The sequence below is a fragment of the Intrasporangium mesophilum genome (genome assembly GCF_054783095.1).
Window position 1 is genome coordinate 1 of sequence record NZ_BAAGRF010000055.1, and the last position, 22,801, is coordinate 22,801.

Annotated in this window: 20 protein-coding genes; 6 read left to right on the forward strand and 14 right to left on the reverse strand. The window is 66.9% G+C overall.

Translation table 11 applies throughout. The annotated features are described in order from the left end of the window. The coding region (locus ACYVLP_RS23810; protein WP_460629769.1) for a hypothetical protein at positions 1 to 186 on the forward strand (186 nt) is incomplete at its 5' end. Between the two features lie 405 nt (positions 187 to 591). On the opposite strand, the gene ACYVLP_RS23815 is transcribed toward ACYVLP_RS23810, so the two are convergent. From ACYVLP_RS23815 to ACYVLP_RS23825, 3 genes are all read right to left on the reverse strand, one after another. Next, entirely contained in the window at positions 592 to 1,317 is a 726-nt protein-coding gene (locus ACYVLP_RS23815; protein ID WP_460629770.1) for a hypothetical protein, read from the reverse strand. 7 nt (positions 1,318 to 1,324) lie between these two features. Further along, positions 1,325 to 2,278, reverse strand: coding sequence for a hypothetical protein (locus ACYVLP_RS23820; protein ID WP_460629771.1), 954 nt, complete (start codon positions 2,276 to 2,278; stop codon positions 1,325 to 1,327). Between the two features lie 135 nt (positions 2,279 to 2,413). Beyond that, complete coding sequence (locus tag ACYVLP_RS23825) at positions 2,414 to 4,318, reverse strand: kelch repeat-containing protein (protein WP_460629772.1); 1,905 nt, start codon at positions 4,316 to 4,318, stop codon at positions 2,414 to 2,416. Between the two features lie 878 nt (positions 4,319 to 5,196). On the opposite strand from ACYVLP_RS23825, the gene ACYVLP_RS23830 reads away from it, so the two are divergent. Further along, entirely contained in the window at positions 5,197 to 6,099 is a 903-nt protein-coding gene (locus ACYVLP_RS23830) for a hypothetical protein (RefSeq protein ID WP_460629773.1), read from the forward strand. 84 nt (positions 6,100 to 6,183) lie between these two features. Here the strand turns inward: ACYVLP_RS23830 and ACYVLP_RS23835 are convergent, their stop codons facing one another. The 10 genes from ACYVLP_RS23835 to ACYVLP_RS23880 form a co-directional block, all read right to left on the reverse strand. Then, positions 6,184 to 6,984 (reverse strand): GntR family transcriptional regulator, encoded by an 801-nt coding sequence (locus tag ACYVLP_RS23835; RefSeq protein ID WP_460629774.1) that lies wholly within the window; start codon positions 6,982 to 6,984, stop codon positions 6,184 to 6,186. 43 nt (positions 6,985 to 7,027) lie between these two features. Next, positions 7,028 to 8,323 (reverse strand): helix-turn-helix domain-containing protein, encoded by a 1,296-nt coding sequence (locus tag ACYVLP_RS23840; protein WP_460629775.1) that lies wholly within the window; start codon positions 8,321 to 8,323, stop codon positions 7,028 to 7,030. Further along, on the reverse strand, positions 8,320 to 8,640 hold the full coding sequence (locus ACYVLP_RS23845; RefSeq protein WP_460629776.1) for a hypothetical protein: 321 nt from the start codon (positions 8,638 to 8,640) through the stop codon (positions 8,320 to 8,322). The genes ACYVLP_RS23840 and ACYVLP_RS23845 overlap by 4 nt, the downstream gene beginning before the upstream one ends. A gap of 26 nt (positions 8,641 to 8,666) precedes the next feature. Then, positions 8,667 to 10,103, reverse strand: coding sequence for a CHC2 zinc finger domain-containing protein (locus ACYVLP_RS23850; RefSeq protein WP_460629777.1), 1,437 nt, complete (start codon positions 10,101 to 10,103; stop codon positions 8,667 to 8,669). A 32-nt stretch (positions 10,104 to 10,135) separates the two neighbouring features. After that, positions 10,136 to 10,591, reverse strand: a complete 456-nt coding sequence (locus ACYVLP_RS23855; protein ID WP_460629778.1) for a hypothetical protein — start codon at positions 10,589 to 10,591, stop codon at positions 10,136 to 10,138. A 37-nt stretch (positions 10,592 to 10,628) separates the two neighbouring features. Further along, a complete protein-coding gene (locus ACYVLP_RS23860; RefSeq protein WP_460629779.1) occupies positions 10,629 to 11,081 on the reverse strand; it encodes a hypothetical protein in 453 nt (150 codons plus the stop codon). Between the two features lie 2 nt (positions 11,082 to 11,083). Further along, positions 11,084 to 12,394: a type IV secretory system conjugative DNA transfer family protein gene (locus ACYVLP_RS23865; RefSeq protein WP_460629780.1), complete on the reverse strand. Its 1,311-nt coding sequence runs from the start codon at positions 12,392 to 12,394 to the stop codon at positions 11,084 to 11,086. An 846-nt stretch (positions 12,395 to 13,240) separates the two neighbouring features. Further along, on the reverse strand, positions 13,241 to 13,624 hold the full coding sequence (locus ACYVLP_RS23870; protein WP_460629781.1) for a hypothetical protein: 384 nt from the start codon (positions 13,622 to 13,624) through the stop codon (positions 13,241 to 13,243). Positions 13,625 to 14,419: 795 nt separating this feature from the next. After that, positions 14,420 to 14,761, reverse strand: coding sequence for a histone-like nucleoid-structuring protein Lsr2 (locus ACYVLP_RS23875; RefSeq protein WP_460629782.1), 342 nt, complete (start codon positions 14,759 to 14,761; stop codon positions 14,420 to 14,422). A gap of 122 nt (positions 14,762 to 14,883) precedes the next feature. Beyond that, entirely contained in the window at positions 14,884 to 17,580 is a 2,697-nt protein-coding gene (locus ACYVLP_RS23880; protein WP_460629783.1) for a hypothetical protein, read from the reverse strand. Between the two features lie 769 nt (positions 17,581 to 18,349). On the opposite strand from ACYVLP_RS23880, the gene ACYVLP_RS23885 reads away from it, so the two are divergent. Then, positions 18,350 to 20,230: a hypothetical protein gene (locus ACYVLP_RS23885; RefSeq protein ID WP_460629784.1), complete on the forward strand. Its 1,881-nt coding sequence runs from the start codon at positions 18,350 to 18,352 to the stop codon at positions 20,228 to 20,230. A 219-nt stretch (positions 20,231 to 20,449) separates the two neighbouring features. On the opposite strand, the gene ACYVLP_RS23890 is transcribed toward ACYVLP_RS23885, so the two are convergent. After that, positions 20,450 to 20,743, reverse strand: coding sequence for a barstar family protein (locus ACYVLP_RS23890; RefSeq protein WP_460629785.1), 294 nt, complete (start codon positions 20,741 to 20,743; stop codon positions 20,450 to 20,452). 113 nt (positions 20,744 to 20,856) lie between these two features. Between ACYVLP_RS23890 and ACYVLP_RS23895 the strand changes: the two genes are divergently transcribed. The 3 genes from ACYVLP_RS23895 (at position 20,857) to ACYVLP_RS23905 (ending at position 22,690) form a co-directional block, all read left to right on the forward strand. Then, positions 20,857 to 21,276 carry a hypothetical protein gene (locus tag ACYVLP_RS23895; RefSeq protein WP_460629786.1) on the forward strand — a complete coding sequence of 140 codons (420 nt, stop codon included), beginning with the start codon at positions 20,857 to 20,859 and terminating at the stop codon, positions 21,274 to 21,276. A gap of 118 nt (positions 21,277 to 21,394) precedes the next feature. After that, entirely contained in the window at positions 21,395 to 21,763 is a 369-nt protein-coding gene (locus tag ACYVLP_RS23900) for a hypothetical protein (protein ID WP_460629787.1), read from the forward strand. 615 nt (positions 21,764 to 22,378) lie between these two features. Next, positions 22,379 to 22,690, forward strand: a complete 312-nt coding sequence (locus tag ACYVLP_RS23905) for a hypothetical protein (RefSeq protein WP_460629788.1) — start codon at positions 22,379 to 22,381, stop codon at positions 22,688 to 22,690. Positions 22,691 to 22,801 lie beyond the last annotated feature (111 nt).

Genomic DNA, 22,801 nt, shown 5'->3' on the forward strand with positions numbered 1-22,801 from the left:
AAGACCCGGCAGACTAGAAACACACGACCCGGTGGCCTCGTTTTCGAGCGTCGGATCGGCCTCATTTTTGAGCGTTGCCGACAGAAACCGCTGTGGCCGATGTTCGAGACCCTGCTCGGCGAGCGCGGCCTTGTTGTTGAAGTACTCGGTTCTGGTGCGGGAGCATCCGTCCGATCGCCGGCTTGAGGTGCCGCTGCGGAAAGGTCACCCGTGCCTACCGCACACAAACGCAGCAGTCGTGCCTTGTCGACCACTTGAGCAGGTCAAGGGGCTGATCGAGGCGATGGCCACCGATCCATCGTTGATGGGCGATGAAACCTTGGGGCAGCTGGCCAGCATCTCGGGAGGAGAACGTGCGCGGCCCTCGCGATTTCAGAGCGTTTCGCACCTGAAGCGGGTCATCGGCGCGGCCCTACCCGGAGATGGCCGCGGGCGCCACCGAGCTGATGTCGGTCAAGACGTCCGATGACGCCCAGAAGTACCGGCAGGATCGCGCCTTGGCCGCCGGTGACTCGTTGGACCAGCAACTCCGCGTCGCCTTTTCTAGCTTTGCTTGCCGTCGATCACGGCGGGCCGTGTGGTCGTCTTGCGTCACTGACCGCTCGTTAGTTTCTTGGCAATGGCAAGGTTCCGAATGACGTCGACATGAGAGTCTTCCCCGTACTCGCCGGCGATCTCCTGTCTCGTTCTGGTCAAGGCATGCGCGAGTTCGTCGTCGAGTCCCGAGGCCTCGCCGAGCAAGAGCAGAAGTGATATCGCGCGGGAGAATGCACTCCGCTGCCACTCGGGCCAGAAAGTGATGTCTGAGGTGGCCACATCGGCGAGCAGGTCCACGGCGCCCTTCTTGATTGTTGCGGTGAACTCGGCCCCCGGCTTCATCTGCCGGGTCCGGGCAATCTGGTTGCGCCAAAGAAGGTCCAGGCCTGTTAACTCGTTGTCGGAGGGCAGAGTCTGCACTGCCGCATCCAAGTCGCCGTCGATCTCGTGGACCAGGCTGAAGGTCAACGGCCAAGCAGTGGGGTCAAGAACGGCGCTCAAGGCCATTGCTTTGGCCCCTTGTTGTACGTTGGGCAACAAGGCGTCGGCGTACTGCGCGATCAGGAACGCCATCATGCTGTCGCGTACGGGGACATCCCGGGCAAGCTCGAGGACGGTGGGGTGAGGGTTAACTTCGAGGTCATTGCACCAATGCTGCAGCACGACCAGTCCGTCCTCGCGCTGCCGTAGTTCGTCGAGGTTTTGGGACGGTCGGTATTGCCGCACCAGTGTTTGCGCGGCCGCCCATGCGTCGAGTACTCGACCGTTCGACAGCGCCATCAGGCCCTCAACCCGGGCTGACCGCCCGTGCTGACGGGTCTTTAGACCGGCCCAGCTCTAGAAGTTGTTGCGATCGATCCGGGCGTCCCTGTCGCAACGCATCTTCTGCGGCTGCCAGCAGCTCGTCTCCCGACCGCCTACGGCCAACGACCATCCTCACTGGATCGAGCAGACTGGCGTAGAAGGTGACCGATGCAACGCCCACTAGGACAGCCGATGGCGATTCTTCGGCCGCCTGCCACAGGTGGGTCACGTGGCCGCCGTTCACCACTCCCAGCACCTGATCGCGAAACCAGTCCGCCTCCAACGGTTCGCCGGGAGTCCAACGAAGCAGGAGGATAGCGCCCGCGGTCAATGTCAGGAGATTGAAGACGCCTGTGACAAGGACGTCCGCGTATGCGTGTCCAAAGGGAAGTCCGGAGCGTCGGGCCACAGTCGAGACGAATTTGCCGGCTAGCAGGTCCCGAACCTGCCGCGCAATCGTACCGAGGAGCAATACCCAGGCGAGTGCCTTGATCTGGAACGCGTCTTGGGCCCTTGCGACGAAAACACCTGCTGTCACGAGCAGGAAGACGCTCCCAACAAAGCTTACCGTGGCGCGACGTCGTGCGTCTCGGCTGAGATACATCGGAGTCAATTCTTCTTTGCTGCCTCCCCACCGAGTATCCATGAAGGTCGGCTGCCACGGGTCGGGGCGTCGGCGCCGGTCGAGGGGGATAAGGACCTCGTCTACGGGCCACGTGGTCATGTGCATAAGGAAGGCACAGATCGCGAGGAGCGTCCGCTTCCACCAGGGAATTCTATCCTTGGCGAGAGTCAGCCACAGCGCGGCCGCGGCGGCGGGGGACGGGTCGTTGATCAGCGTTTGGGCAACGTTCCGTTCAGCCTTCGCATACGTCCAAGCGCGATCCAAACCTATGCCGATGAATCCAACTTCGATAAATAGCAGCAGAACAGCCATGATTCCTGCCTCCTCGGACCCCGCGAGACGGCTTCCCGCCCTGATCTCGCCAGGGCCGCGGGTGAGATCTTTCGTGTGCGGTGAGCCGCGGCGCCCGCGTGACCCGGCGTCGAGACAGTGCGCTTGTGGACACGCTCACGCTTGGTCGTCTTCGCCGGTGTCTTCGTCGGGGGCGAGCGGCTCGGCCGCGACGGTCTTCTCGCGCACTTCTTGCAGGTGCTGGCCGACGGCCTGCAGTGCCGCCACGCCCTCCTCGACCCGGCGGATAGCGGCATTCACCCGCCGCGCCTGCTTCGGGCCCCAAGGGTCCACCGGCACGGGGCCGTGCGGCCCGAGCGCCCATAGCGGGCCGTCGGCGAGGCTGCCGACAAGTCGCTGCCACAGGGCCTCCTCGAAGATCGGCCAGCGGAAGATCCACGGGTACACGGTGACCAAGCGCGGCTCGGACGCGATCCCGTTGGCCACCACGACGAGCTCGCTTGCACCGGCGGGCGTCCCGAACGGCACCAGAAAGTTCGTGCTGTGCACGGTCGCGCCGGTGCCCACGCCCATCGTGGAGTGGTCATAGGTACGGCAGTAGGTAACGGTGCCGGTGGACAGGTGACGCACCCGCACCAGCGGGTAGTTGGTGGCGGCGGCCGCGTCGTCGCCGTACCCGACCGCCTGCGACAGGCCGTTGAGCACCCGGCCGTGCAGGGTGTAGCTGTGGAGCGGCCGCAGGATGGCCGGGGCCGCGGTGATCTGAGGCCGCGCGGCACTGTCGATGCAGCCGAAGTAGTTGTAGGCGTAGATGTCTCCGGTCTGCGCGGCAAACAGCACCTGCCCCGTGGGCAGCAGCAGCATCCGGCCGATGTACGGCACCCCACCAGCATTCGGCGGGTCGCTCACCCGGTGCAGCGCGGCCGTGTCGAACTCGAAGAAGTAGGTAGGCGTCAGGTAGTCGGTGCGGACACCGTTGACCGGTCCGGCGGCGATGAGCACCTTGCCGTTGGTGAGCAGACAGGCCGGGGCGTCTTTGCACCCCACGGTCTGCCCGTTCGCGTCGTTCGGGAAGTCGGGGCCCATCGCCCACGTGCCCGGGTCGCTGGCCAGCGCCGGCGGGGTGTACAGCGCGTTGTGCCCGTTGGCGCCGGCGAAGAACGCCCGGCCGTCGTTGAGCAGCACCCCGGCGCCGATCTCGCTGGAGGAGACCTCGACGATGCCGGTCGGCAGGGTGCCGCCATCGACCCACGCGTTGGCCGCGGCCACGTACTTGTCGGCCCGGCGCGAGCTGTCGCAACGCACGCTGATCACGGTCTCGTCGGGCAGCAGCACCCAGCTCTCCTCGGAGGAGCTGACCGGCTTGGCCGGCCCTGCCGAGAAGGCGTCGGTGGCCGGGTCGAAGATCGCGGTCCGGGTGTCGTCGATGTTCCCGACCAACACCCGGCCGTCGGGCAGCACGGCGCAGGCGGCGTCCCCGACCCGGGACCAGCCGGCGGGCGGGCTGAGCTCGGTCCAGGTGTCCGTGGTGGGCTCGTAGATCTCCGTCTTGTTGGTCTCGGAGCCGGCGTCGCTGTACTCGCCGCCGCTGACGAACACCCGGCCGTCGGCGAGCACCGCCGACGCGTAGTAGCGCCGGGTCCAATGCATCGGCGCCAGGTCACTCCAGGTGCCGTTCACGTAGCTGCCGGAGGAGTTGGGGGTGAGCTTGCGCCAGCGCTTGCCGCCCTGTTCCTGGCACATCACCGTGCCGTCGGTGAGCAGCAGCATCGTGCTGGCGGCGAACCCGGGACCATTGGTCAGCTTGGTCCACCAGCCGGGCAGCAGGCCGAGCAGGACACACAGGAAACGGCCCCAGTCGAGCGTGATCCGGGTACGGATCACGGCCGCGTCGAAGGCTTGCGCCACCTGGAGCTCGTCATGATCGGGCAGCAGGGCCGTCAGCGCACGGACCACCGGACCGCGCAGGTCGGCAGCCTGGTCCGGGGCGAAAGTGTCGCCGAACTCGGCCCGGAGCCTGCGATCGAGCTCGTCACGGAAGGTGTCAGTGACTGCGCTCATGATGTACCCCTCAGGATCCGACGCTCCCACCGAACGCAGGAGTGCTCGTCGAACAGAACATGGGCCAGAGCATGCTGATACACGACCGGTCGGTTGCCGCCGGAGCGCCCCGTGACGGCAACCGAGCGGCTCATCGAGGCGAAGCGCACCGGGTCCTCCGATCCCGCTCCGCCTCAAGCTAATTGGTACAGCGAAGAACTTGTGGCACCGAACGATCTACGGCTGCCCGCGCCTCGTGGACGGCGCGCAGATCGATCAGGTTCTGGTTGTGTCCGGTGTCCTTTAGCCGCCCAGCACGAGACGGATACGACCCATGACAATCCGCAGATCCCCGCCGATGGCGCGCCACCATGAGAACTTGATGCATCCTTCAATCACGTCTTGTCCAGCATCCGCGCGTTGCACTTCATGGGGTTTTCCGCCCAATGGGGCTCGGGGCTTTGTCGGGGGGCGGGAGGGGATGCGCTGTCATCGTTCCGATGAAAGGCAACGCGCCAGCGCGCCAGTTTGAGCTCGGGCCGTGGGTGCCGCGGCGGCGGGTGGCGCCATCAGTGGCGGCTGGAATGGTCCCTGTGGCGCCGCCGCCGAACGTCTGCCCGGCTCTGTCTGAGTGGAGCGTGACCGTGATGGGTTGTCAGAGGTGGTCGTCATCGGGCTCGGACCATCCTTGGGGGATAGATGAAGGCGGACCCGTGCGGCGTCGGATCGGAGGACAGTGGACATGTGAGGTTAAGACGGCTGAAAGGGGTGGATCCCGGTGCAACCCTCCCTCGACGCAACAATCAGACGGCTCCACAACAGGAACGCCGTGCGCAACGAAACAGACTCCGCGTGGCCGACCGTGGTTGCACCAACTGATCTATCTCCGGGCTAGACGTGTGCTTCTCGAGCAGATCAACAACGAGATCGCCGTCTTTGAGGACGAGATGGCCGGCCGATGGCGACGACCGGTCATTGGCCGGGGGGACGCTGGCTCGCCACTAGAAGCAGAGCAACGGTCGCAGTGGTGGCGCGGTCCGGCCGCGTGCCTCGTCCAGCTCGCACGAGATCATGCCGCGCATGCCCGCATCGATGCTGCAAGGGACGCGCTCCACAACGCAAAGCGCCTTTCGTTGTACGAGCTGAACGACCAGGAACTGGATGTCGCCGCCAGGACCCTACGCGCTGAGATCGAGAACAAGCTCATGGGATGGCGACAGGAAGCGGCCCTCAAGGCCTTGGAAAGCGTGTATCCCGCGTCGGACGCGACCCAGCCGAGTATGCCGCCCTGGCCGCCACATGCGCTGACCCATGCGCAGGAGCTGCTGGACGAATACGATCGAAACGTCTATGTCAAGCTACGGGTCGCGGGCCGGCGCCTTTTAACGGCCGCAACTCTGCTCCTCCTCACCATTCTTGGACTCTGGGTCGCCGTCAGGTGGAACGCCTTCGGACTGTCAACAACCCCGAGTGGTGGATCATTCGTGCTAAATGACTCGAAGCTGTTCCTTGGCGTCCTACTGCTTGGCGTTTTTGGTGCGATGCTCAGCCTCGCTCTCGACCTTGCCAAATCAAGGCCGACAGAAAGCCGGATCTATGAACTTACGACGGCGCGGATCGCGGTGCCGGTCGCACGCCTCTCAATTGGTGCCGGCTCAGCTGTTCTCGTGGTGGCCGCTGCACAGGCGGCAGCCAACACGAGTTCCCTCTTGTTGTACCTGACCGCAATCCCCGCTGCGTTCAGCGAACGACTCGTGCGGCGCTCTGTCGATGCGCTTGAGTCGTCCACCACCAAGGCCTGAGCATCATTGAAGATGCGCGCTGGTGGCGATGTGTTCGTCTCCAACTTGCGCTAGTGATCGGGTCGGCATGTGCGCGGTCGTCCGTCAGTCAGGCCTTTGAGCCGACGTCTCGGTTCCGACGGCAGGGATGGGGTAGCGGTCCATCAACGTGACACGGTCGGCCGGCCAGATCGACTCGGATACTTCGAGGACGTCGCCGTGCTCGTCGCTGGCTGCGTGGATCAGATGCACGACGTAGGAGTGGAGAGGGACGTCGAATGCCTGTGCCTCGGCCTCGGTGGCATGTCGAGCGGTGAGGTCGTCCACTGCGGCGGTGTAGGTCCGTCCGGTGAGTTCCTCGACGCAGAGGAAGAGAGGCTTGGGCAAGGCGTCCGGCTGTTCGAGGATGGTGCCGGCGGCGAAGCTGGTGGGCAGGTAGCTGGCGCCGATCTCGGTGAGGTTGTTCGTCTCGTCGTACACGTGGCACCGCCGGGTCACAGCCGGTGTGCCCGGCTCGAGGTTGAAGCACGCGGCGATGTGCTCTGGAAGCGGGCAGGTACCGGCGAACGTGAGCTCAAGCCGGACGGTGTTGTCCAGCCAGTCGATCCGGCCGCCTTGGTCGCCATAACGGTTCCGCGCCCGCCGCTGCAGACGCCCGCTGTCCCGGACGAAGGTGCCTATGCCGTGGCGTGAGTCGATGAGCCCTTCAGCGCGGAGAACGCTCATGGCGTGCCGCACCGTGGGAACGCTCGCCGCGTGAGTGGCCGCGATGGCCGTCTCCGCTGGCAGCCTGTCGCCAGGCCTGAGGGCGCCGTCGCGGATCTGGTCGCGCAGATCGTCGGCGATGCGGTGGTACTTGGGCAATCGGGCCCCGCGCTCGGCCATGCGTAGTGTCCTGGTGCTCATGTTTGCTTGTGTTTGGGTAGGGACCCTAGCCGTCAGGAGGGCCTCAGAACAATCCCGACATGCCCCCCTTTAGTGCCCCGATTGACTCGTCCGCGACTCTCACCTGCACGTACCGGCGGCGGGTCCGTTCGAGGAGGCGGTCGTCCGTCGCGCGGACAGCGAGCGCAGGTGCTCGAAGGATGTTCGCGACGAGTAGTCGATCAGGCAGCGTGCGGGTTGCGGTCATGAGCTCGGCGACGACGGTGAGACCGCGGTCGAGGTTCGCGGTCACTCGCTGGAGGTCGAGGGACGGATCCTGTTTCTGGACCGCGAAGGAGACGGCGCGCAAGGCCCCGAAGAGGTCTCGGCTGGATGCGACGAACTCGTGGCTCGGGCTCGCGAGGGTGGTCAGCCGCCCCCAGGCACGTTCACCGGTCGATAGGGCTCGGGCGGCGACGCGAAGGTGGTCATCGGCGATTGTCGACATTGGCGTCGGCCGCACACGCGATCTGACATCACAGATGTGTGCTCCTTGGTTGGCGATCTGACCCAGGACGTCGATGCTCGGGATGCTCCGGCGGAGCTCGGTGAGAGCAGCCGTGTGCCAGTGGTGGAGTGCAGCCTCGAGCTGGTCGTGCAGGCTCGCGGGGTTGGCTTCGGGCGCGATGCGGACGGCGCGGTCGAGGCTGAGCGGACGCAGCGCGCCGTCTCGAAGGCTGTCGATGACGCGTTCGGCGTATCGGCCAACGAGCAGGGGCCGGACGGCATCGTCGAGGCTGCCGTGGGCGATGGTGTGGCGGGCTGCGACGGCTGCGAGCGTGAGGACGTGTTGCGCGGCGCCTGCCGCCTCCCCATTGCGGCTGAGGATGGGTTGGTCGGCGTGCCGGTTGTCGTGGATGAGGTCCGCGAGCGCGCCGAGCGTGCAGGAGATCCGGGCGAGGGGGTGCTCGTCTGTGGGGTCGGCTGGTCGGATATCGGGTCTGGTGTCGAGGTCCTGGCTGTGGATCAGGTGGTTCTCTCCGTCTTTCACCGACCGCAGGTGTCCGCGCCTGATGCGGTAGCGCAGGGTTTGGGGCCGCAGGTTGGTGTACCGCGCTGCAACTGCGGGTGTCAGGTGAGCATCAATGGGTGGCCGCAGAGGCGAAGGGTAGGTGCGGATGGCCAGGTGCAGCGGCCGCCAGGTCGGGTCCGCCGCTCGGACGCGCGACGCGTCGGGTCCGATGAACTCCAGCAGGAGCCGGTGCAAAGTCACGTCAAAGGTGTCCCACTGCGCTGAGGTCGTGGGGACGGTAGAGCCGCGCAGCTGCCGGGTCAGGACATCGGCACGTTCGAGCAGGTTGAGCGCGGTGGTTGTGCTCATGAGGCGACCGCGTCGGTGGCGATCCGGCGCAGCTCATGGATGTGCCATGCGCACAGCTGCAGGTCCACCGGTCCCTCGAGCGGCGGGACCGAGTCGAGCAGGTCGAGGGCGAGCGAGAGGTGCTCGCCGATGCCGTCCTCGTCAACGGCTGGTGGCTCGTGAGCCGCCAGGCCTCGGGCGGTGTTGGCGGGCAGGGTCGCTGCGGCCAGGCGGACCTGCGCGGCGAACGGCGCGTCACCGTGGCGGTCGGCCAGGTTGGCGGCACGGTGCAGGTGTTCGAATGCTTGGGCGAGCATGCTGTCGCTCGACGGCATCATGGTCGGGTCCTTTCGGGTCGGCGGTCTCAGGGCAGTTCCGGTGCGTGCCCGCGGGCACCGATCGCCCGGATCGGTGGCGGTCGGGTGCTGGTCAGGGTTCGCGTGAGGGCACGGGTGAACGTGCGATCGGGGTTCCAGCCCTGCCGGGTCATCTCGCCGATGCAGGCGCTGGTCAGTGCGTCCTGCGCTCGGGGGTTGAGCTGGCTATAGATTTGCCGAATAGCACTGATTGCGGAGGCCACCGGCTGTGCTGTCTGACAGGCGATTTGGGCGAGCTCGCGCCCTGGCAGGTGCGGGCCGGGGGGCACGCCCGTGCCCGTGTGGTTCGTATGCCGCTGTGCCGGGTCGAGAGTGGCCAGCCCGTCGGCGCCGTGCCGGGTGACGATGTCGGCGGGGTCGCATCCTGTCGGCAGATCGGCGACAAGTGCGACCCGGCCGCCCTGCTGGCAGAGCGCGTTGACCCAACGCAGGGTGCCTTGGTGGCCGGCGGTGTCGCCGTCCAGGGCGATGACGGGCGGTTGGGTCGAGGTCGTGAGCACCTGCCGGGCTTGGGCCGGGCTCACGGCGGTCCCGAGCGTGCTGACCGGAGCCAGCTGCTCGGCGATCCCGGCGGCCGTTGCGGCGGTGGTGATGGCGAGGGCGTCGATGGGGCCTTCGACGATGATCACCGTGGCGTCCGGCATCGACGATCGTGTCGGCCGGTAGAGGCAGGTCGCCTTGTCGAACACCGCCGTGCGAGTGGGGTTGCGGTACTTGGGCGCTCGCGGGTGGCCACTCGTGTCGCGGCCGACGAACCCGGTGATGCGCCCGAGCTGGTCAGTGACGGGGATGATGAGCCGGTCGCGCAGGGTATCGATGAGGTTGCCCTGGCGGGATCGCTGGCACAGGTCGAGGGCGAGCAGCTCTTCGTCGCTGACCCCGTGACTGCGGAGGTGGTCGACGAGGTTGGTCCACCCGTGGCCTGTGTGGCCGATGAACGTCATGCCAGTCTCGCGCTCGGCTTGACGCAGATCGATGCTCCAGTGCCTGCGCAGGTAGTCGACGGCGTGTTCGTGCGCGACCGGCCGGGAGAACCATTGCCACGCATGGGCGTTCACTTCGAACGCACGCGAGGGATCGATCAATAGGCCGGTCTGTGTCTCAGTCTCGCGCCTGGCCGAGCCGGCGCGTGGAAGCGAGCGCAGCGGCATACGCTCGGTGCCTGTGCCTTCCAGGTGTGCGATGGCGTCTCGGAACCCGAGCCCGTGCGTGCGGGCGATGAAGTCGATGACGTCGCCAGATGCGCCGCACCCGAAGCAGTGGTACCGGTCGGGGATGCCGGCGACGGACATCGATGCAGTGGTGTCATCGTGGAACGGGCAGCAGGCCATCCATCCGCGCCCGGTCTGTCGTAGCTCGATCCCAGCTGCGGCGACGATGTCCTGGATGGGATTGCGCCGACGGACCTCGTCGATGTCGACCATGCGGACCGTTGGCCCGGGTGCCTGAGTCGGGGTCACAGCTCGGCAACCGGAGCTGCGGCGCCGAGGTGGGCGTGCGCCGAGCGTACGTTGACGTGGGCCGGCGGCTCGCGGTGGGCCGCGACGAGACGCGCGACCTGGTCGATGGGCAGTTCCGGGCGACGGTCCAGGACGTCGAGTTCCCGCGTTTGCTCGACTGCCGGCTTCCTGCCGAGCGCCAGATCGGTCAGCGACCCCAGGTCGGTGACGCCATCGATCAGGGCTCCGATGACGCGCCGGGCCACGAAGACCGCCTCCTCCCGGGTCCGCGCTGAGGCGACGAACGCGACCGCGGCCACGTACGTGTCGCGCTCCCCGACCGCGTACTCGGCGTCGTCGCTCATGCGGCCGACGCTGTGGTGGTCGATGCTTTGCTGGGCGTCTCGAGCGAGCCACAACAGCTCCTCGAGCAGGCCCGCTGCCTGCTTGTCACGGTCCGGAGCATGGGTCATGACGCGCCTTCCTCGCGGGTGGTGGATCCCGCTTCTGTCAGGTCACGTCACGAGCCGGGGCACCACTTGCCGAACCTGTGCCGGTCCATGGGTTCGCCTGCGCGACAGGCCATCCCGCTGGGGGCTGGCGATGTTCGTGCGCGGTGCAGTTGGTCAGAGACGCCAGCTCGATCAGTCGCGCCTCGATCTCCCGGTAGCCGCGGAACCAGTCGACGCCTGCCGACGCGGGTGCCTTGTCGCTGTAGCAGTCGCGTTCCAGGTCGCGCAGCGCGGAGAGCGCCTCGACCATGCCGTTGTGCTGTTCCCAGCAGGGTGGGATGACTCGAGTGTCGATGTGGAACCGGGTGACGAGCTCGGCGACCCAGGAGCGCATCTGCTCGAGCAGGTGATCGCGCTCGGCGGACGTGAGGGAGGGCAGGTGCGCGGGGCTGGCGAGCTGGCCGAAGTCGAGCTCAGGCAGATCTCCATCTGCGCCCGCCCACGCAGACATGGTCACTCGGCCCCGGTGGCTGCCGAGCCGGGCGCGGGTTCGATGGTGGTGTGAGATGCGCTGGAAGCGTGGGCGGCTCGGATGGCGGCCTCGGCTCGGCCGCGTTGGGTCGCGAGCGTCTTGGCGTCCCTCCGGGCGGTCCACGGCCTGAGCGTGAGCGCGATCGGGGGAGCGGACTTCATCAGAAGGATCGCGCTGCCGAACGGCAGGGTTCGCAGGGCGGCGGGCTCGAGGACCGGGACCTTCGTGGTGGTGGTCGATGTGGTGCGGCCGCCGTCGGGGCCTCGGCTGCTGGAGGTGGTCCGTTCGTCGCGTTGTCCGATGAGCTTGGACAGGTCCTCGAGGTCGCGGGCGTTGGAGCCGCCGCCAAGGATGATCTTGACGATGGCGGCATCCCAGATGGCGCTGGCCTGGTTCTCGCCCCATACCGCGCGGGCCTGGGACAGAGACTGCAGCACCACGATGGTGGACAGCCCTGAGCCGCCCCCGTCCGACATCAGTGACGGAAGGGAGGGGAGCGGGTAGTTGGCGGCCTCGTCAAGCACCAGCGACAGGGGCGGGTCCAGCCGCGACGCGGGGGAGCGGGCCGCGATTCGCCGGGCAGCCTCGGCGACGTCCTCGACGAACGCACCCACCAAACCTGCCGTTGCAGCGACCCCGCTGGACGTGCCCAGCAGGTACATCGTCCCGTCCGAGCGAAGGAACCGCTCCGGGTCAAAGTGCTCACCCTGCCCCGGAGAGACGGCGTCAAGCACCCTGGGGTCAGCCAATGCCGAGAACGCGATCGCCACCATCGCCCAGATCGAGTCGCGCTGACGCGCATCGGCCCCGACGATCGCATCGAGCGCTTGGTGCCAGGCCGGCGCCGCGGACGGGTGGGTGGCCAGGATCATGACGGCCTCGCGGGCCTGGACCGGCGACAGCGACCACCGGTAGAGGTCGCCCGAGGTGCACCCGCCGAGGGCTGCAGCATGGAGCAGACAGCGAACGGCCTGTTCGGCCGACGACTGCCAGAACGTCGAATCCGTCGTCCCAGCAGCGGAGTTCGCCGTGAGCGCCTTGGCGCGCACCATCGCGACGTGCGGGTCATGGCACCCGCGAATCGGTGACCACCGCGTCGTCGAGAGAGTCCCCGGCGCAAGGCCCTGCGGGTCGAACACCGCAACCGGGCCGCGTCGGCTCCGCGCAGCGATCGTGGACGTGAGGTTGTCCGGCCGAGTACTCGTGGTCAGCACTGCGCCCGGCGCGTCGACGATCATCGGGATGGCCAGATGAAGTCCCTTGCCAGACCGCGGTGGACCCAAGATCACCATCGAGTCCTCGACCGAGGCATAGCAGCCGACACCGCGGGAGGAACCCAGCCGGTAACCCACGTCCGACGGGCGTACGGAGGACAAGGACGGCCGGAGCGTTGACGCCCGCGCCAGCAGCGCACGCCGGCCAGCCGCCGATCTCACCTGCACCGCCGTCGCGCAACCCACCGAAGACGGTGTAACCCTCGACCGCCGACGCCAGACGAACCATGCCGGCAACAGCATGAGGACCGGCAACAAGACCATGCACGATGAGGACCAGTACAGCCACGCAGATCCGACGGCAGGGCCAAACGCCAGGTCCGGTCGAGATGGATCGGCGATGACGCGCACTGGGGACGTGGCAGAGAGGTGGGGGTTCCCACCGCGAGTCACCATCGCCGCGACTTCGGCGCCAGCTGACAACACCGTCCAGACTGCGCCGACGACAACGACGACCGTCGAGAATGCACGGTCTCCAAACGACGTTCGCTCCACAACCACCCCTTCGACGTGATACCGACGGGGCGAGCGGGGCATCATCGTGAGCGGCGCCGAGCGATGAGGACTTAGAACATTTAGCACCTGGCGCGGAGCGGCTCACGACCGCTGCGACTCGACTGCCAGGTTCCTTGCTGCGCGGGATCAGGCAAACGGTTCGAGAGGACGAGGTGTGCTTGACCCACGGCAGCAGGCCGGGGATCTAGCGATCATGGGTCACAGTCGCGGCCCGCGGCGACGTAGCCGCCACGACCGCCGGTCTGCCGCCCGCACCGCGCCACAGTCGCATATTGCCTCGGCGGTTGCCGACACCGACCCGCTGCGCTCAACTCGACAGGAACGGACCACCAGCGGCATAGGGGACGTCTATGCGAGCGCAGCAAGGGCATCGTCGATGCGACGCACGAACAAGTCTGCTGCCTCCCGCGATGCGAAGGTCAAGCCGACCCCTGCCAGACGCTGCGGGCCGGTCTGTGTGTCCACAACGATCTCGTAGCGCGCTTCCGATGCTCCGAGGAGAAGGCGACGACCGGTAGCGACATGATTGTGGGCCGACCGGACGGCCACGAACGCGGTCCTGGGGATGCTCATCGTGCCCCACATGCCTCGAAAGGTGAGCCGGTCGCGCGTGATCACGGCCCCGACATGCCACCAACTCCAAGCGGCCCACAGCATGAAAGCGCCGAAAATCAGCGGAACGATTCGACTGCCGGGGTCTGCGGGGTCACCGAAAATCGCGACCGCGGCCATACCTGCAGCGAATACCAGCCCCCACGCCACGAGGGGCCAACGGAGCATAGGCAGTTGTGGCACGTTGATGATGGCGTCTTGACCTGGCACCGGCGGATTGTTGCACGCATCTCGGCTACAAGACTCGACCGCGCACACCGGACGATCGACCGCCCGCTCGGAGCCATGTCCGGACGTTGCAATCTTCCTCCCCAGATCCGTGTGGCCTCCCTGTTCAGATCTAGAGGGTCAGCGTCCGCACCTCGGGTGTTGGGCGCGTGGCTAGGCTTCGAGTTCGTCAACAGCGCGCCGCCTGCGTTGGCAGCCTCATATCGCGCAGCACAACGATGCGGAGGCTGGCACGGGTCGCGGTGACCGGCGTGACTTCTACCTGGTGGAGGACGAAAAGACGCGCGTCGCGACGCCGAGGTGGACGCGGCTGAGGCGGCATCGGGCCTGCGCCTGCTGGACGGATACCGGGAGCTTGTGCCGACCTTGGGCGATGGAGTGGTCAGCGGTCTGCTTCGAGTGTGCCCTGCCGGCGATCTCGAGCGCCAGCAGGAGTTCAAGATCCGGGCTTAAGAGAACCGAAGGGCTGACCAGTACAGGCGGCGACCGGCGCATGTGCAGGTCGACCCTGCATTGGTCGGCTCTCTGTCGAAGCCAAGTAGAGAATGGGTGCTTGCGCAGGCGGTGCACGGGCAGCCGCTACACCCGAGTGATGCACGCCCTGGTCGGTTCCGTGAGAGGTTTCATCAGCTGGTACAAGACAGCGCCCCAGGTCGAAGTCCTGGGGCGTTGTCGGTGCGTAGTGGCTCAGCTGGCCTTGTGGTAGGCGGCCTGGATCTCCTGGCTGATGCGGCCGCGGTCGCTGACGTTGTAGCCGTTCTGGCGAGCCCATGCGCGCATGGACTGAAGCTGGGCCTTGTCGGACTTACCTCGAGAGCGCCCGCTGGGCCCACGCGCGGCCCGTCCACCGGTTCGACGGGCGTGTTGGACGTAGACGTCGAACGCTTCCCGCATCTTCTTGGCGTTCTTGTCGTTGAGGTCGATCTCATAGGTCACGCCGTCGATGGCGAACTGTATGGTCGCACCACCCTCTGCGATCTCTTTGCCGTCGATGTCATCGACAAGCCGGGTGATGACCTTCTGTGCCACGGGTACTCCTATATTCCGGGTGGTTCCCTGTCCCGGACACCTTAGGCGATTGAGGCCCCCCAGGCCTAACAGCCCGGGGGCCGACGGGGTTCAATTCATCGGCTAATGCCGGGCGCGTGTAGCTATGGGCGCTTTCCGATGAAAGCTGTCCCGGTCCAGCTGGCCGCGGCGCAGAACGACGACGACGGGCACGACAATGACCCGATTGAGCCGTAGGGGTCGATAGTCACTGGGTTCGACCAACTGGATTCGTTGAAGGTAACCACGCTTCTCTGATCTTGGGTGGTCGCCATGCAGAACGAGGTCGAGGCGCACGAGACGCTCCCGAGCGCGATCGAGGGTGCGCCCGGCATTGGCGCCCACCCGGTTCCGTCGTAGGCCATCGCGGGTTGCAGGCGGTCTCCGACAGCGATGCAGAAGGAGGGCGCCGGGCATGACACCGAGGCGAGCCGGCCCTGCGGAGGCGCACTGGGTGCCGTCCAGGAGACTCCGTCGAAGGTTGCTGCCCGGCCCATGCTGTCGATCGCCGCGCAGAACGTTGGGGACGCGCACGACAGGGACGTGACCGCTACCGCGACGCGCGCACCGGGGGCCCAGGTCGTGCCATCGAACCGCATGGTGTATCCATTTCCGTCGCCCGCGAGGCAGAACGACTCGCTCGGACACGACAGGCTCGTTGGTGCGAACGGTCCAGCAGGAGTCTGGCCGAACTGGTAGGGCGCCGACCAGGTCGACCCGTCCCACGTCGATGCCATCCCGCCCTGGGTCACCGCCGCGCAGGACGTGGCCGACGCGCACGATATCCAGGCGCCCATGGAGCCTTCGACGCGGGGAAAGATCGTGGCCGGGGCCGACCACGACGACCCGTTGTACGTGGACACTCGACGGTCGCTGATGGCCGCACAGAACGACGCCGAGGGGCACGACACCGACCACAGCCCACCGGTCGACGGGTCGGCCAGCACGGGTTCGGACCACGCCGTCCCGTCGTACGTGGCGGCGTAGTCGCCGTCGATGGCGGTGCAGAACGCCGCGGTCGGGCACGAGACCGACAGGCCGGCGCCGCGCGAGTACGTCGGATCGGACCAGACGGCGCCGTTGAAGGTGACGGCCCATCCGGAGCCGACCGCCGCACAGAAGGTGGTCGATGGACAGCTCACCGACTCTAGCCCTGTCGCGTTGGTCTGCTCCAGCCCCGACCAGGTCGCACCGTCCCACCTGTTCGCCGCACCGGCCCTGTCGACGACGACACAGGATGAGGCCGTGGCGCACGAGATCGAGCTGACCTGCGTTCTCGTGGGCGTCACGATCTGGCCTGCCGACCATTGGTGGGTGGCCGCCGAGAAGGTGGCAAAGTCGCCATGGTCATCGACCACGGCACAGAACCCTCCGCTCGCGCACGAGACGGAGATCGGCGTCCCGCGCACGCTGACCGGGTAGGGACCGGCCCACGCCACTCCGTCGAACACGTACGCGTTCCGGTAGAAGTCGATGGCCGCACACAGGGTCGACGAGGCGCATGACACGGTCCGGAGCCCGGCAGGGTGGAGCACTTTGGAGGCAGTCCACGCTGTCCCCGTGGAGGTCCAGATCCTGCCCTTGGCATCCGCGGCCGCGCAGAAACTGGTCGACGGGCAGGAAACGGCGGTCAGCAAGGTGCCAGCGCCAATATCGGAGGGCTCGGACCACGACTGACCGTCGTACTTCACCGCGTACCCGTGCTCGTCGACGGCGACGCAGAACGTGTTGGTTGCACAGGACACGGACTGCATCGAGCCACGACGCGGGTCGATCTCTGTCGGCCCTGCCCACGCAATGGGTTTCAGACCGGTGACTTGCCGTTGTGGCGTGCTCGCTGCTGCCGCGGTCGCGGTAGGCGGTATGGAGAGCCGGAAGTACCAGACCCCGGCGCCGGGCAGGGAGTAGCTCGCCGGGTACACGCCAAGCGAGCTCGATGTGCCCGTGGAGACCGTCGTCCAGGCGGTGGACGAGGCGGGTCGGCGTTGGAGCTGGACGGTTCGCGCGACGTACTGCGTTCCAGACTTGATGGTCACTGTTGAGTTGAACTTGTCGCCGACCTCGCCGACGGCCGGGGTTGTGGGCCAGCCCAGGACACTCGTTGCGGCACCGGTGATGCCGGTGACCTGCCGCTGTGCTGTGACTCCCGCCGCTCCGGTCATGGTGGCTGGAACGTACATGCGGAAGTACCACACCCCGGTCGACGGAATGGCGTACGAGGCGGTGTATGCGCCGGCTGAGGTGGTTGTGGCGGTGGCGATCGTGGACCAGGTCGTCGAGCTGGACGGGCGCCGCTGGATCTGGACCGTTCGGGCCACGTAGCCGGTCCCCGTCGTGACCGTGACCTTGGATGAGAGCCCGTAGCCGACGGCGCCGCCTGTGGCCGTGGTCGCCCAGCCGGAGAGGGTCGTGGTGAGGCCGGCAACCCCGGTTACCTTGCGCTGCGCGGTGGCGCGGGCCGTGGCGCTCGTCGTGGAGGGAACGTAGAGGCGGAAGTACCAGACACCTCGTGTGGGCACCGCGTATTTGGCCGTATAGGCGCCCGACCCTGTGGTTGTCCCTGACGAGACGTTCGACCAGGTCGTCGAGGCGCTGGAGCGGCGCTGGACGTAGACCTTTCTGGCCACGTAGCCCGATCCCGTCTTGACCGAGACCGCGTCGGAAAAGACGTAGCCGACCGCGGCCGTCGCGGACGTGGTAGCCCAGCCGGACACGCTGGTGGGCACCGCCGCTTCTGCGGGTCGCACACTCCCCAGCAGCAGTAAAGCAGCCCCGGTCAGCACGACCACGACGCGTCGCATCAAAGACACGAAACCCCCCAAAAGTTCGGCGAACGAAGGCAACATATCCGCCCAACCCTTGACCTCGGGGGCGAATCTCGTGGGTTTCGGCACCAACCACACGATTGCCCCTGTGCGCACGCTTGTGAGTGGACGGCCATGCCAGGCGCCGAGGCCGGGGCCGTGTAGTCGCTCGCCTCTGACAGTGTGGTTGCGGCCCCTTGCAGGGAACCAGTTTCGGACGATCAAGTAGTCAGCGGCGATTCCGTATTTGAGGTGTGGGGCCAACTGTTGCGGCACGAAGGTTTCCGCTTGCGCGGATTGCGCCCGCCCGGCGCGTGGTGGTGGAAGCAGGGGTGGGGCCGTCCGGCATACTCGCATGACATTGGTGGCCTGCGCGGTCACGTTGGGCGGTTTTGCAGCGGTGCCGGCTCCGACTAGTCCGGGCTGATCCTGATGCTCGCCGGTGGGCTTCTCATCTGGTAGTGGTGCCACCGCGACCACCGTCGCCAGTTCGTGCAGGGGCTAGAGCAGGCCGACCCCAACAGTCCGCCCGTGGTCGTCGAGGAGATCGTCCAGCAACTCGAGCAGTGAGCGGATTTGGTCAGCCCCGGTCACAGTCGGCGGATCGTCACGTTCTATCGTGACCCGCGTGGGGCACCGGGAGGGTGTCCGCTGACTTTGTATGGGGGTACTGGTGGTAACTCACACTGTGTCGCGTTCGCGTGGAAGCGCAGGGCCGGGGTGGCAGCGCTTCTGCACCGTTCTCGGCGTTGTCCTCGCTTTAGTGGTGGGCGGGTTCGTTGCGCCGACGGCGGCCTTCGCCGAGGACCCGCCGGTGGTCCAGGCGCCGTCGGACCTCGCGCTGACGGGCGTCGCCACGGTCGGTGAGACGCTCGCGGTGACATCCAGCGCGTGGGTGCCCGACACGACGATGGTCTCGTACGTGTGGCAGGCGGACGGGGTCGAGATCGCCGGCCAGACCGCCGACCGTCTCGCGCTGACTCCGGACCTGCTGGACAAGACCGTCTCGGTCGTCGCGACGGGTACGGCAGCCGGCTACACGAGCGCCTCCGCCACTGCCGCAGCTTCGAGCCCTGTCGGCAAGGGGGCCATCGCGAACGCTCCGACACCGACCGTGAGTGGCACCGTGCGTGTCGGGGCGACCCTCACCGCGCAACCGGGCCGGTGGCCCGACGGGGTGACGCTCACCTACGAGTGGCTTCGCGACGGTGTGGCCATCGACGGCGCGCTGTCGGGCACCTACGTCCTCGTTCCCGCTGACCTGGGGCACGCTCTGGCCGTGCGCGTGACCGGGCACCTGCCGGCGTACGAGGACTCGGTTCAGACGTCTGCGCCTACCGCCGCCGTGGCGGCGGGTGTGTTCACCTCGGCCCCGGTCCCGACCATCTCGGGGACCGTACGCGTCGACAAGACGCTGACGGCGAACCCAGGCGCGTGGGCACCAGGAGCGACCTTCACCTACCAGTGGCGGGCCAACGGCGTCGTGATCTCGGGTGCGACCAGCCGGACCTTCCGGCTCACCTCGACGGTCTATGGCAAGGCCATCAGCGTCACCGTGAGGGGGACTGCGCAGGGGTATGCCGCGGTCAGCCGGACCTCGGCTGCGACGGCCCCCGTGGGTCTCGGCACATTCTCCGTCGCCCCCACGCCGACGATCAGCGGAGTCGTCGAGATCCATCGCACGCTGACCGCGAACCCCGGAACGTGGTCCCCATGGGCGTCGCTCAGCTACCGATGGCGGGTCAACGGCGTCGCCATCTCGGGGGCGACCGCCAGGACATTCACCATCCCGTCCACGTGGGCAGGCAAGCGGATCAGCGTCACGGTCACGGCCAAGCGGTCGTATTACCAGACGACATCACGCACCAGTGCCCTGACGGCACCCGTCACCAAGCCGTTCTCGGTTGCACCGCGGCCGACGATCAGCGGCACGACCCGCGTGTACTCCTACCTCAAGGTATCGGTCGGCGGCTGGAGCCCGGCCCCCGCGTCGTTCAGCTACCAGTGGAAGCGCAACGGGGTCAGCATCTCCGGCGCCACGGGCGGCAGCTACCGACTGACCGACAGGGACTACGGCAAGACGATCACCGTCACCGTGACGGCCCGCCGCAGCGGCTACACCACCACGGGACGGACCAGCTACGGGACCGCCAAGATCGGCGCGCCGGCGCCGACTCTGCGCTCTGACGGCATGTACGCCGTGGGATCCACCATTCCGGCGGGCACGTACTACGCGCCGGGCGGCTCGGCATGCTACTGGGAGCGACGCAGCATGGCAGGCAGCAGCCTCGCCGGCATCATCGCCAACGACTTCAACAGCGGCGGCCGCAACATCGTCACGATCAGCTCCACCGATCGGTACTTCTACACGCACGGCTGTGGATCGTGGACGCGGCTCGCGAACATCTGGACGCCGGGCACAAGCGCCGGTCAGGGGATGTACAAGATCGGTCTGCACCTGAAGCCCGGCCTTTATCACGCGTCCGGTGGATCGAGCTGCTACTGGCAGCGGACCAGCGGGTTCGGCGGCACCCTGCAGCAGATCATCGAGAACGACTACGGGGTCTCCGGTCCGTATGTGCAGATCCTGTCGAGTGACGTCGGCTTCACGTCATGGCATTGCGGCACCTGGACCAAGGTCGGCTGATTCGTCAGGGAGGTGGAGGGCGCCGACGTGCGATCGGCGCCCTCCACTAATGCGCCTCACCGCACCCAAGGCGCTTGCTCGCCACGCCCCGGCCCCTGCGCGCGGGGCAAGCTTGAACGGTGCCCATGGCAGGTCAATGCTCTTACCGCGCGCGCTGGCCCCAGCCCCGGACACAGGAATCTCACTAACGTCTGCTATGCGGCTGATGAGCGGATGCTCCTATCGCAGCTCGAACTCGAAGCGATCGGCCCAGCCGAAGTCAAGGTCTTGCTGTGCGGCCTCCTCGAAGACCCCAACAATGCTGGAGAAGAGAGAATCACCAAGGCGTTCTCGGCTCCGACCGGAACTGAGCCAGACGATGCAGACCGGACGGGGCACGTCAGCCAACAGCCCGTCGCGAAGGGCGGCAAGGTTACGGCCGTAGAACTCACCGAACTCCAGTTGCCGCTCCAGGGCACGATGCACGTCCGCCTCGCTCTGGACAACGTCACCGTCGATCACGACTTCCGCCATGGCCGAAACCTATGAGATGGCAAGCACGGACGTCGTCACGTCGATCGGCGGCTATGTGCGGACGGCGACTCTGAGGTCGGCACTGTCCGGTGTGATGCTGCGAGGATGTCTGTATGGCCAGGAAGTTGAAGGGTCCTACCTTCGCCGAACTGCTTAGGCAGCCCACGTGGAGCGAGGCGGAGCCGCGGGAGTCGGGTGAGCACGCGGTGCGACCCGGCAGGTACAACCATGCTGGCGAGCTCTTCGACCCCAGTGGCCGACTGCTGGTCCTGCAGCAGGAGGACATCACGCCCCAGCGGGCGCAGGAGCTCGTTAGCGGCGGTGCGCTCGTGGCCCATGAAGTCTGTGGGTGCGGCGGCTGGGCCGGCTGTCAGCCGGACTGGTTGTCCATCGACGCCTTGTCGCGGATGCGTGCGGATTCGCCGTTACTCCGGGGCCGTGGCGTGCCGGCCTGGATCGATCTTTGGAGTAGCGAGGCAAGCCAGGTCATCTATTTGCACGGAGACGTGCAGTGGGGCGACGAGCTCGGTTGAGCGCCCCGCTGTGCGCGGCTGGACGCATGGACCTGGTCCAAGGGGTTGGACGCCTCCGAACTCCGCCCAGCGGCATTTCCGGATGCCGGCTCGACGGCTACCCGCCACCATCTGTGTCATGCGGATCCAGGTCCTGCACCTTGAGGCAGGAAACCCAGTTGCTGTGGAGTGCGAGACGCCGGCGGGCCGTCTGCTTGTCGCCTGGGGAGGTAGTGAGCCGCCGTTGGTCGGAGAGTCCTACGACGTTGAGATAGATCCGGTGGGCGAACTCGCTTGGGGCGACCAAGTGGCCGTTGATAGGTCCCAGGAGACGACTGGGGCGTCATTCGTGGGGCTGGTGGAGCACATTGAAGGGGACACGGTGATGCTTCGCGTTTCGGAGTCTGTTGTCGTCCTTGAGGTAGCTGGCGATCCGCCCTTGGGCATCCTTGGACGTGAGGTCTCAGTGAACCCAGAGGCGTTGGTGGTGTACCCAACCGGGGTTTGAGGGATCAAGTTCCGTTAGCCAGTCACAGCGCGGTCCGCCACCCGGTCCGCGGCATAGAAAGACGTTCGCCCGCAGCGCGGCATAGCGTGCTACTGCAATGAGGCATTCTTGGGGCCGTGAGCGGTGTCTTCGAGCGACGGCGTCGAAAGCGGGAGCGAGCTCGGCAGCTGCGCGCGTTGGGCGATTGTCCTGAGTGCTGGCATCCGTGGGTTGAGCATCCGGGCACAGGCAACGACCTCAACGGTATGTGTGGCGAGTGCGCCTACGAGTTCGAGCACAACCAGAGAGAGTCCTCAGCCCCGGGCTGCCGGCTCCCTTGCCCACCAGCCGGACTGACGCGCTCGTTGCGGCAGTTCCGGACGCTCGCGTGAAGGTATGGCATCCTCACCCCGTGCGGATCAAGGGGTCGCTCTGGATCGTCATCGCGTCGTCGGCTGTCGCGGGTGCGTCGATGGGCCTCGCCCTGTCAGGCGGCTCGTGGCGGCTTTGGCTGACCGCTCTCGGAGGCGGCATGACGGTCGCCAGCCAACTGGAGAGAGCCCCTAGTAGCCGCTGAGGTTTGCCGGCAGCGGCATGAGGGACGGGTCCAACCGAGGCTCCCTTAGCATTCCGGTCATGAAGGACCCTCAGCCCGTGACGCTTGACCTCGACGACTCGGTGGTGACGACCAAGCCCGTCGCCGAGGGCAGCGAGCGTGTCGGACTCGTCATCCATCAGCACAACGGCTCCTGGCAATTCATCGGGCCCACGCCCGGCACAGACGAGAACGGCGAAGTCCTGCACTTCTCCCACCTGTTGGACCTCGACGCCGGCCTCTCGCAGGTGCGGCGACTCCCGCCCGGCGGGGTCATGACCCGCATGCCGATCGGTTGGGCAACGCAACACTTCCGAAGCGATGACGCGATGGACGACTACTTCGACCACTGACGGAAGGCGCGCTCATCGGAACGACCGATCGGCGGCTACTTGTTTCATTGACGGCAGGACCGGTGCCTGCGCAGGCTCTGGTTCAGGTGCCCGGGTTCGTCGCTCTCAACC

Excerpts from the sequence above, each read along its gene's own strand:
- ACYVLP_RS23815 (WP_460629770.1), bottom strand. The coding sequence starts at position 1,317 with ATGGCGCTGTCGAACGGTCGAGTACTCGACGCATGGGCGGCCGCGCAA.
- ACYVLP_RS23820 (WP_460629771.1), bottom strand. The coding sequence starts at position 2,278 with ATGGCTGTTCTGCTGCTATTTATCGAAGTTGGATTCATCGGCATAGGT.
- ACYVLP_RS23825 (WP_460629772.1), bottom strand. The coding sequence starts at position 4,318 with ATGAGCGCAGTCACTGACACCTTCCGTGACGAGCTCGATCGCAGGCTC.
- ACYVLP_RS23835 (WP_460629774.1), bottom strand. The coding sequence starts at position 6,984 with ATGAGCACCAGGACACTACGCATGGCCGAGCGCGGGGCCCGATTGCCC.
- ACYVLP_RS23840 (WP_460629775.1), bottom strand. The coding sequence starts at position 8,323 with ATGAGCACAACCACCGCGCTCAACCTGCTCGAACGTGCCGATGTCCTG.
- ACYVLP_RS23845 (WP_460629776.1), bottom strand. The coding sequence starts at position 8,640 with ATGATGCCGTCGAGCGACAGCATGCTCGCCCAAGCATTCGAACACCTG.
- ACYVLP_RS23850 (WP_460629777.1), bottom strand. The coding sequence starts at position 10,103 with ATGGTCGACATCGACGAGGTCCGTCGGCGCAATCCCATCCAGGACATC.
- ACYVLP_RS23855 (WP_460629778.1), bottom strand. The coding sequence starts at position 10,591 with ATGACCCATGCTCCGGACCGTGACAAGCAGGCAGCGGGCCTGCTCGAG.
- ACYVLP_RS23860 (WP_460629779.1), bottom strand. The coding sequence starts at position 11,081 with ATGTCTGCGTGGGCGGGCGCAGATGGAGATCTGCCTGAGCTCGACTTC.
- ACYVLP_RS23865 (WP_460629780.1), bottom strand. The coding sequence starts at position 12,394 with ATGGTGATCTTGGGTCCACCGCGGTCTGGCAAGGGACTTCATCTGGCC.
- ACYVLP_RS23870 (WP_460629781.1), bottom strand. The coding sequence starts at position 13,624 with ATGGCCGCGGTCGCGATTTTCGGTGACCCCGCAGACCCCGGCAGTCGA.
- ACYVLP_RS23880 (WP_460629783.1), bottom strand. The coding sequence starts at position 17,580 with ATGCGACGCGTCGTGGTCGTGCTGACCGGGGCTGCTTTACTGCTGCTG.
- ACYVLP_RS23890 (WP_460629785.1), bottom strand. The coding sequence starts at position 20,743 with ATGGCGGAAGTCGTGATCGACGGTGACGTTGTCCAGAGCGAGGCGGAC.
- ACYVLP_RS23895 (WP_460629786.1), top strand. The coding sequence starts at position 20,857 with ATGGCCAGGAAGTTGAAGGGTCCTACCTTCGCCGAACTGCTTAGGCAG.
- ACYVLP_RS23900 (WP_460629787.1), top strand. The coding sequence starts at position 21,395 with ATGCGGATCCAGGTCCTGCACCTTGAGGCAGGAAACCCAGTTGCTGTG.
- ACYVLP_RS23905 (WP_460629788.1), top strand. The coding sequence starts at position 22,379 with ATGAAGGACCCTCAGCCCGTGACGCTTGACCTCGACGACTCGGTGGTG.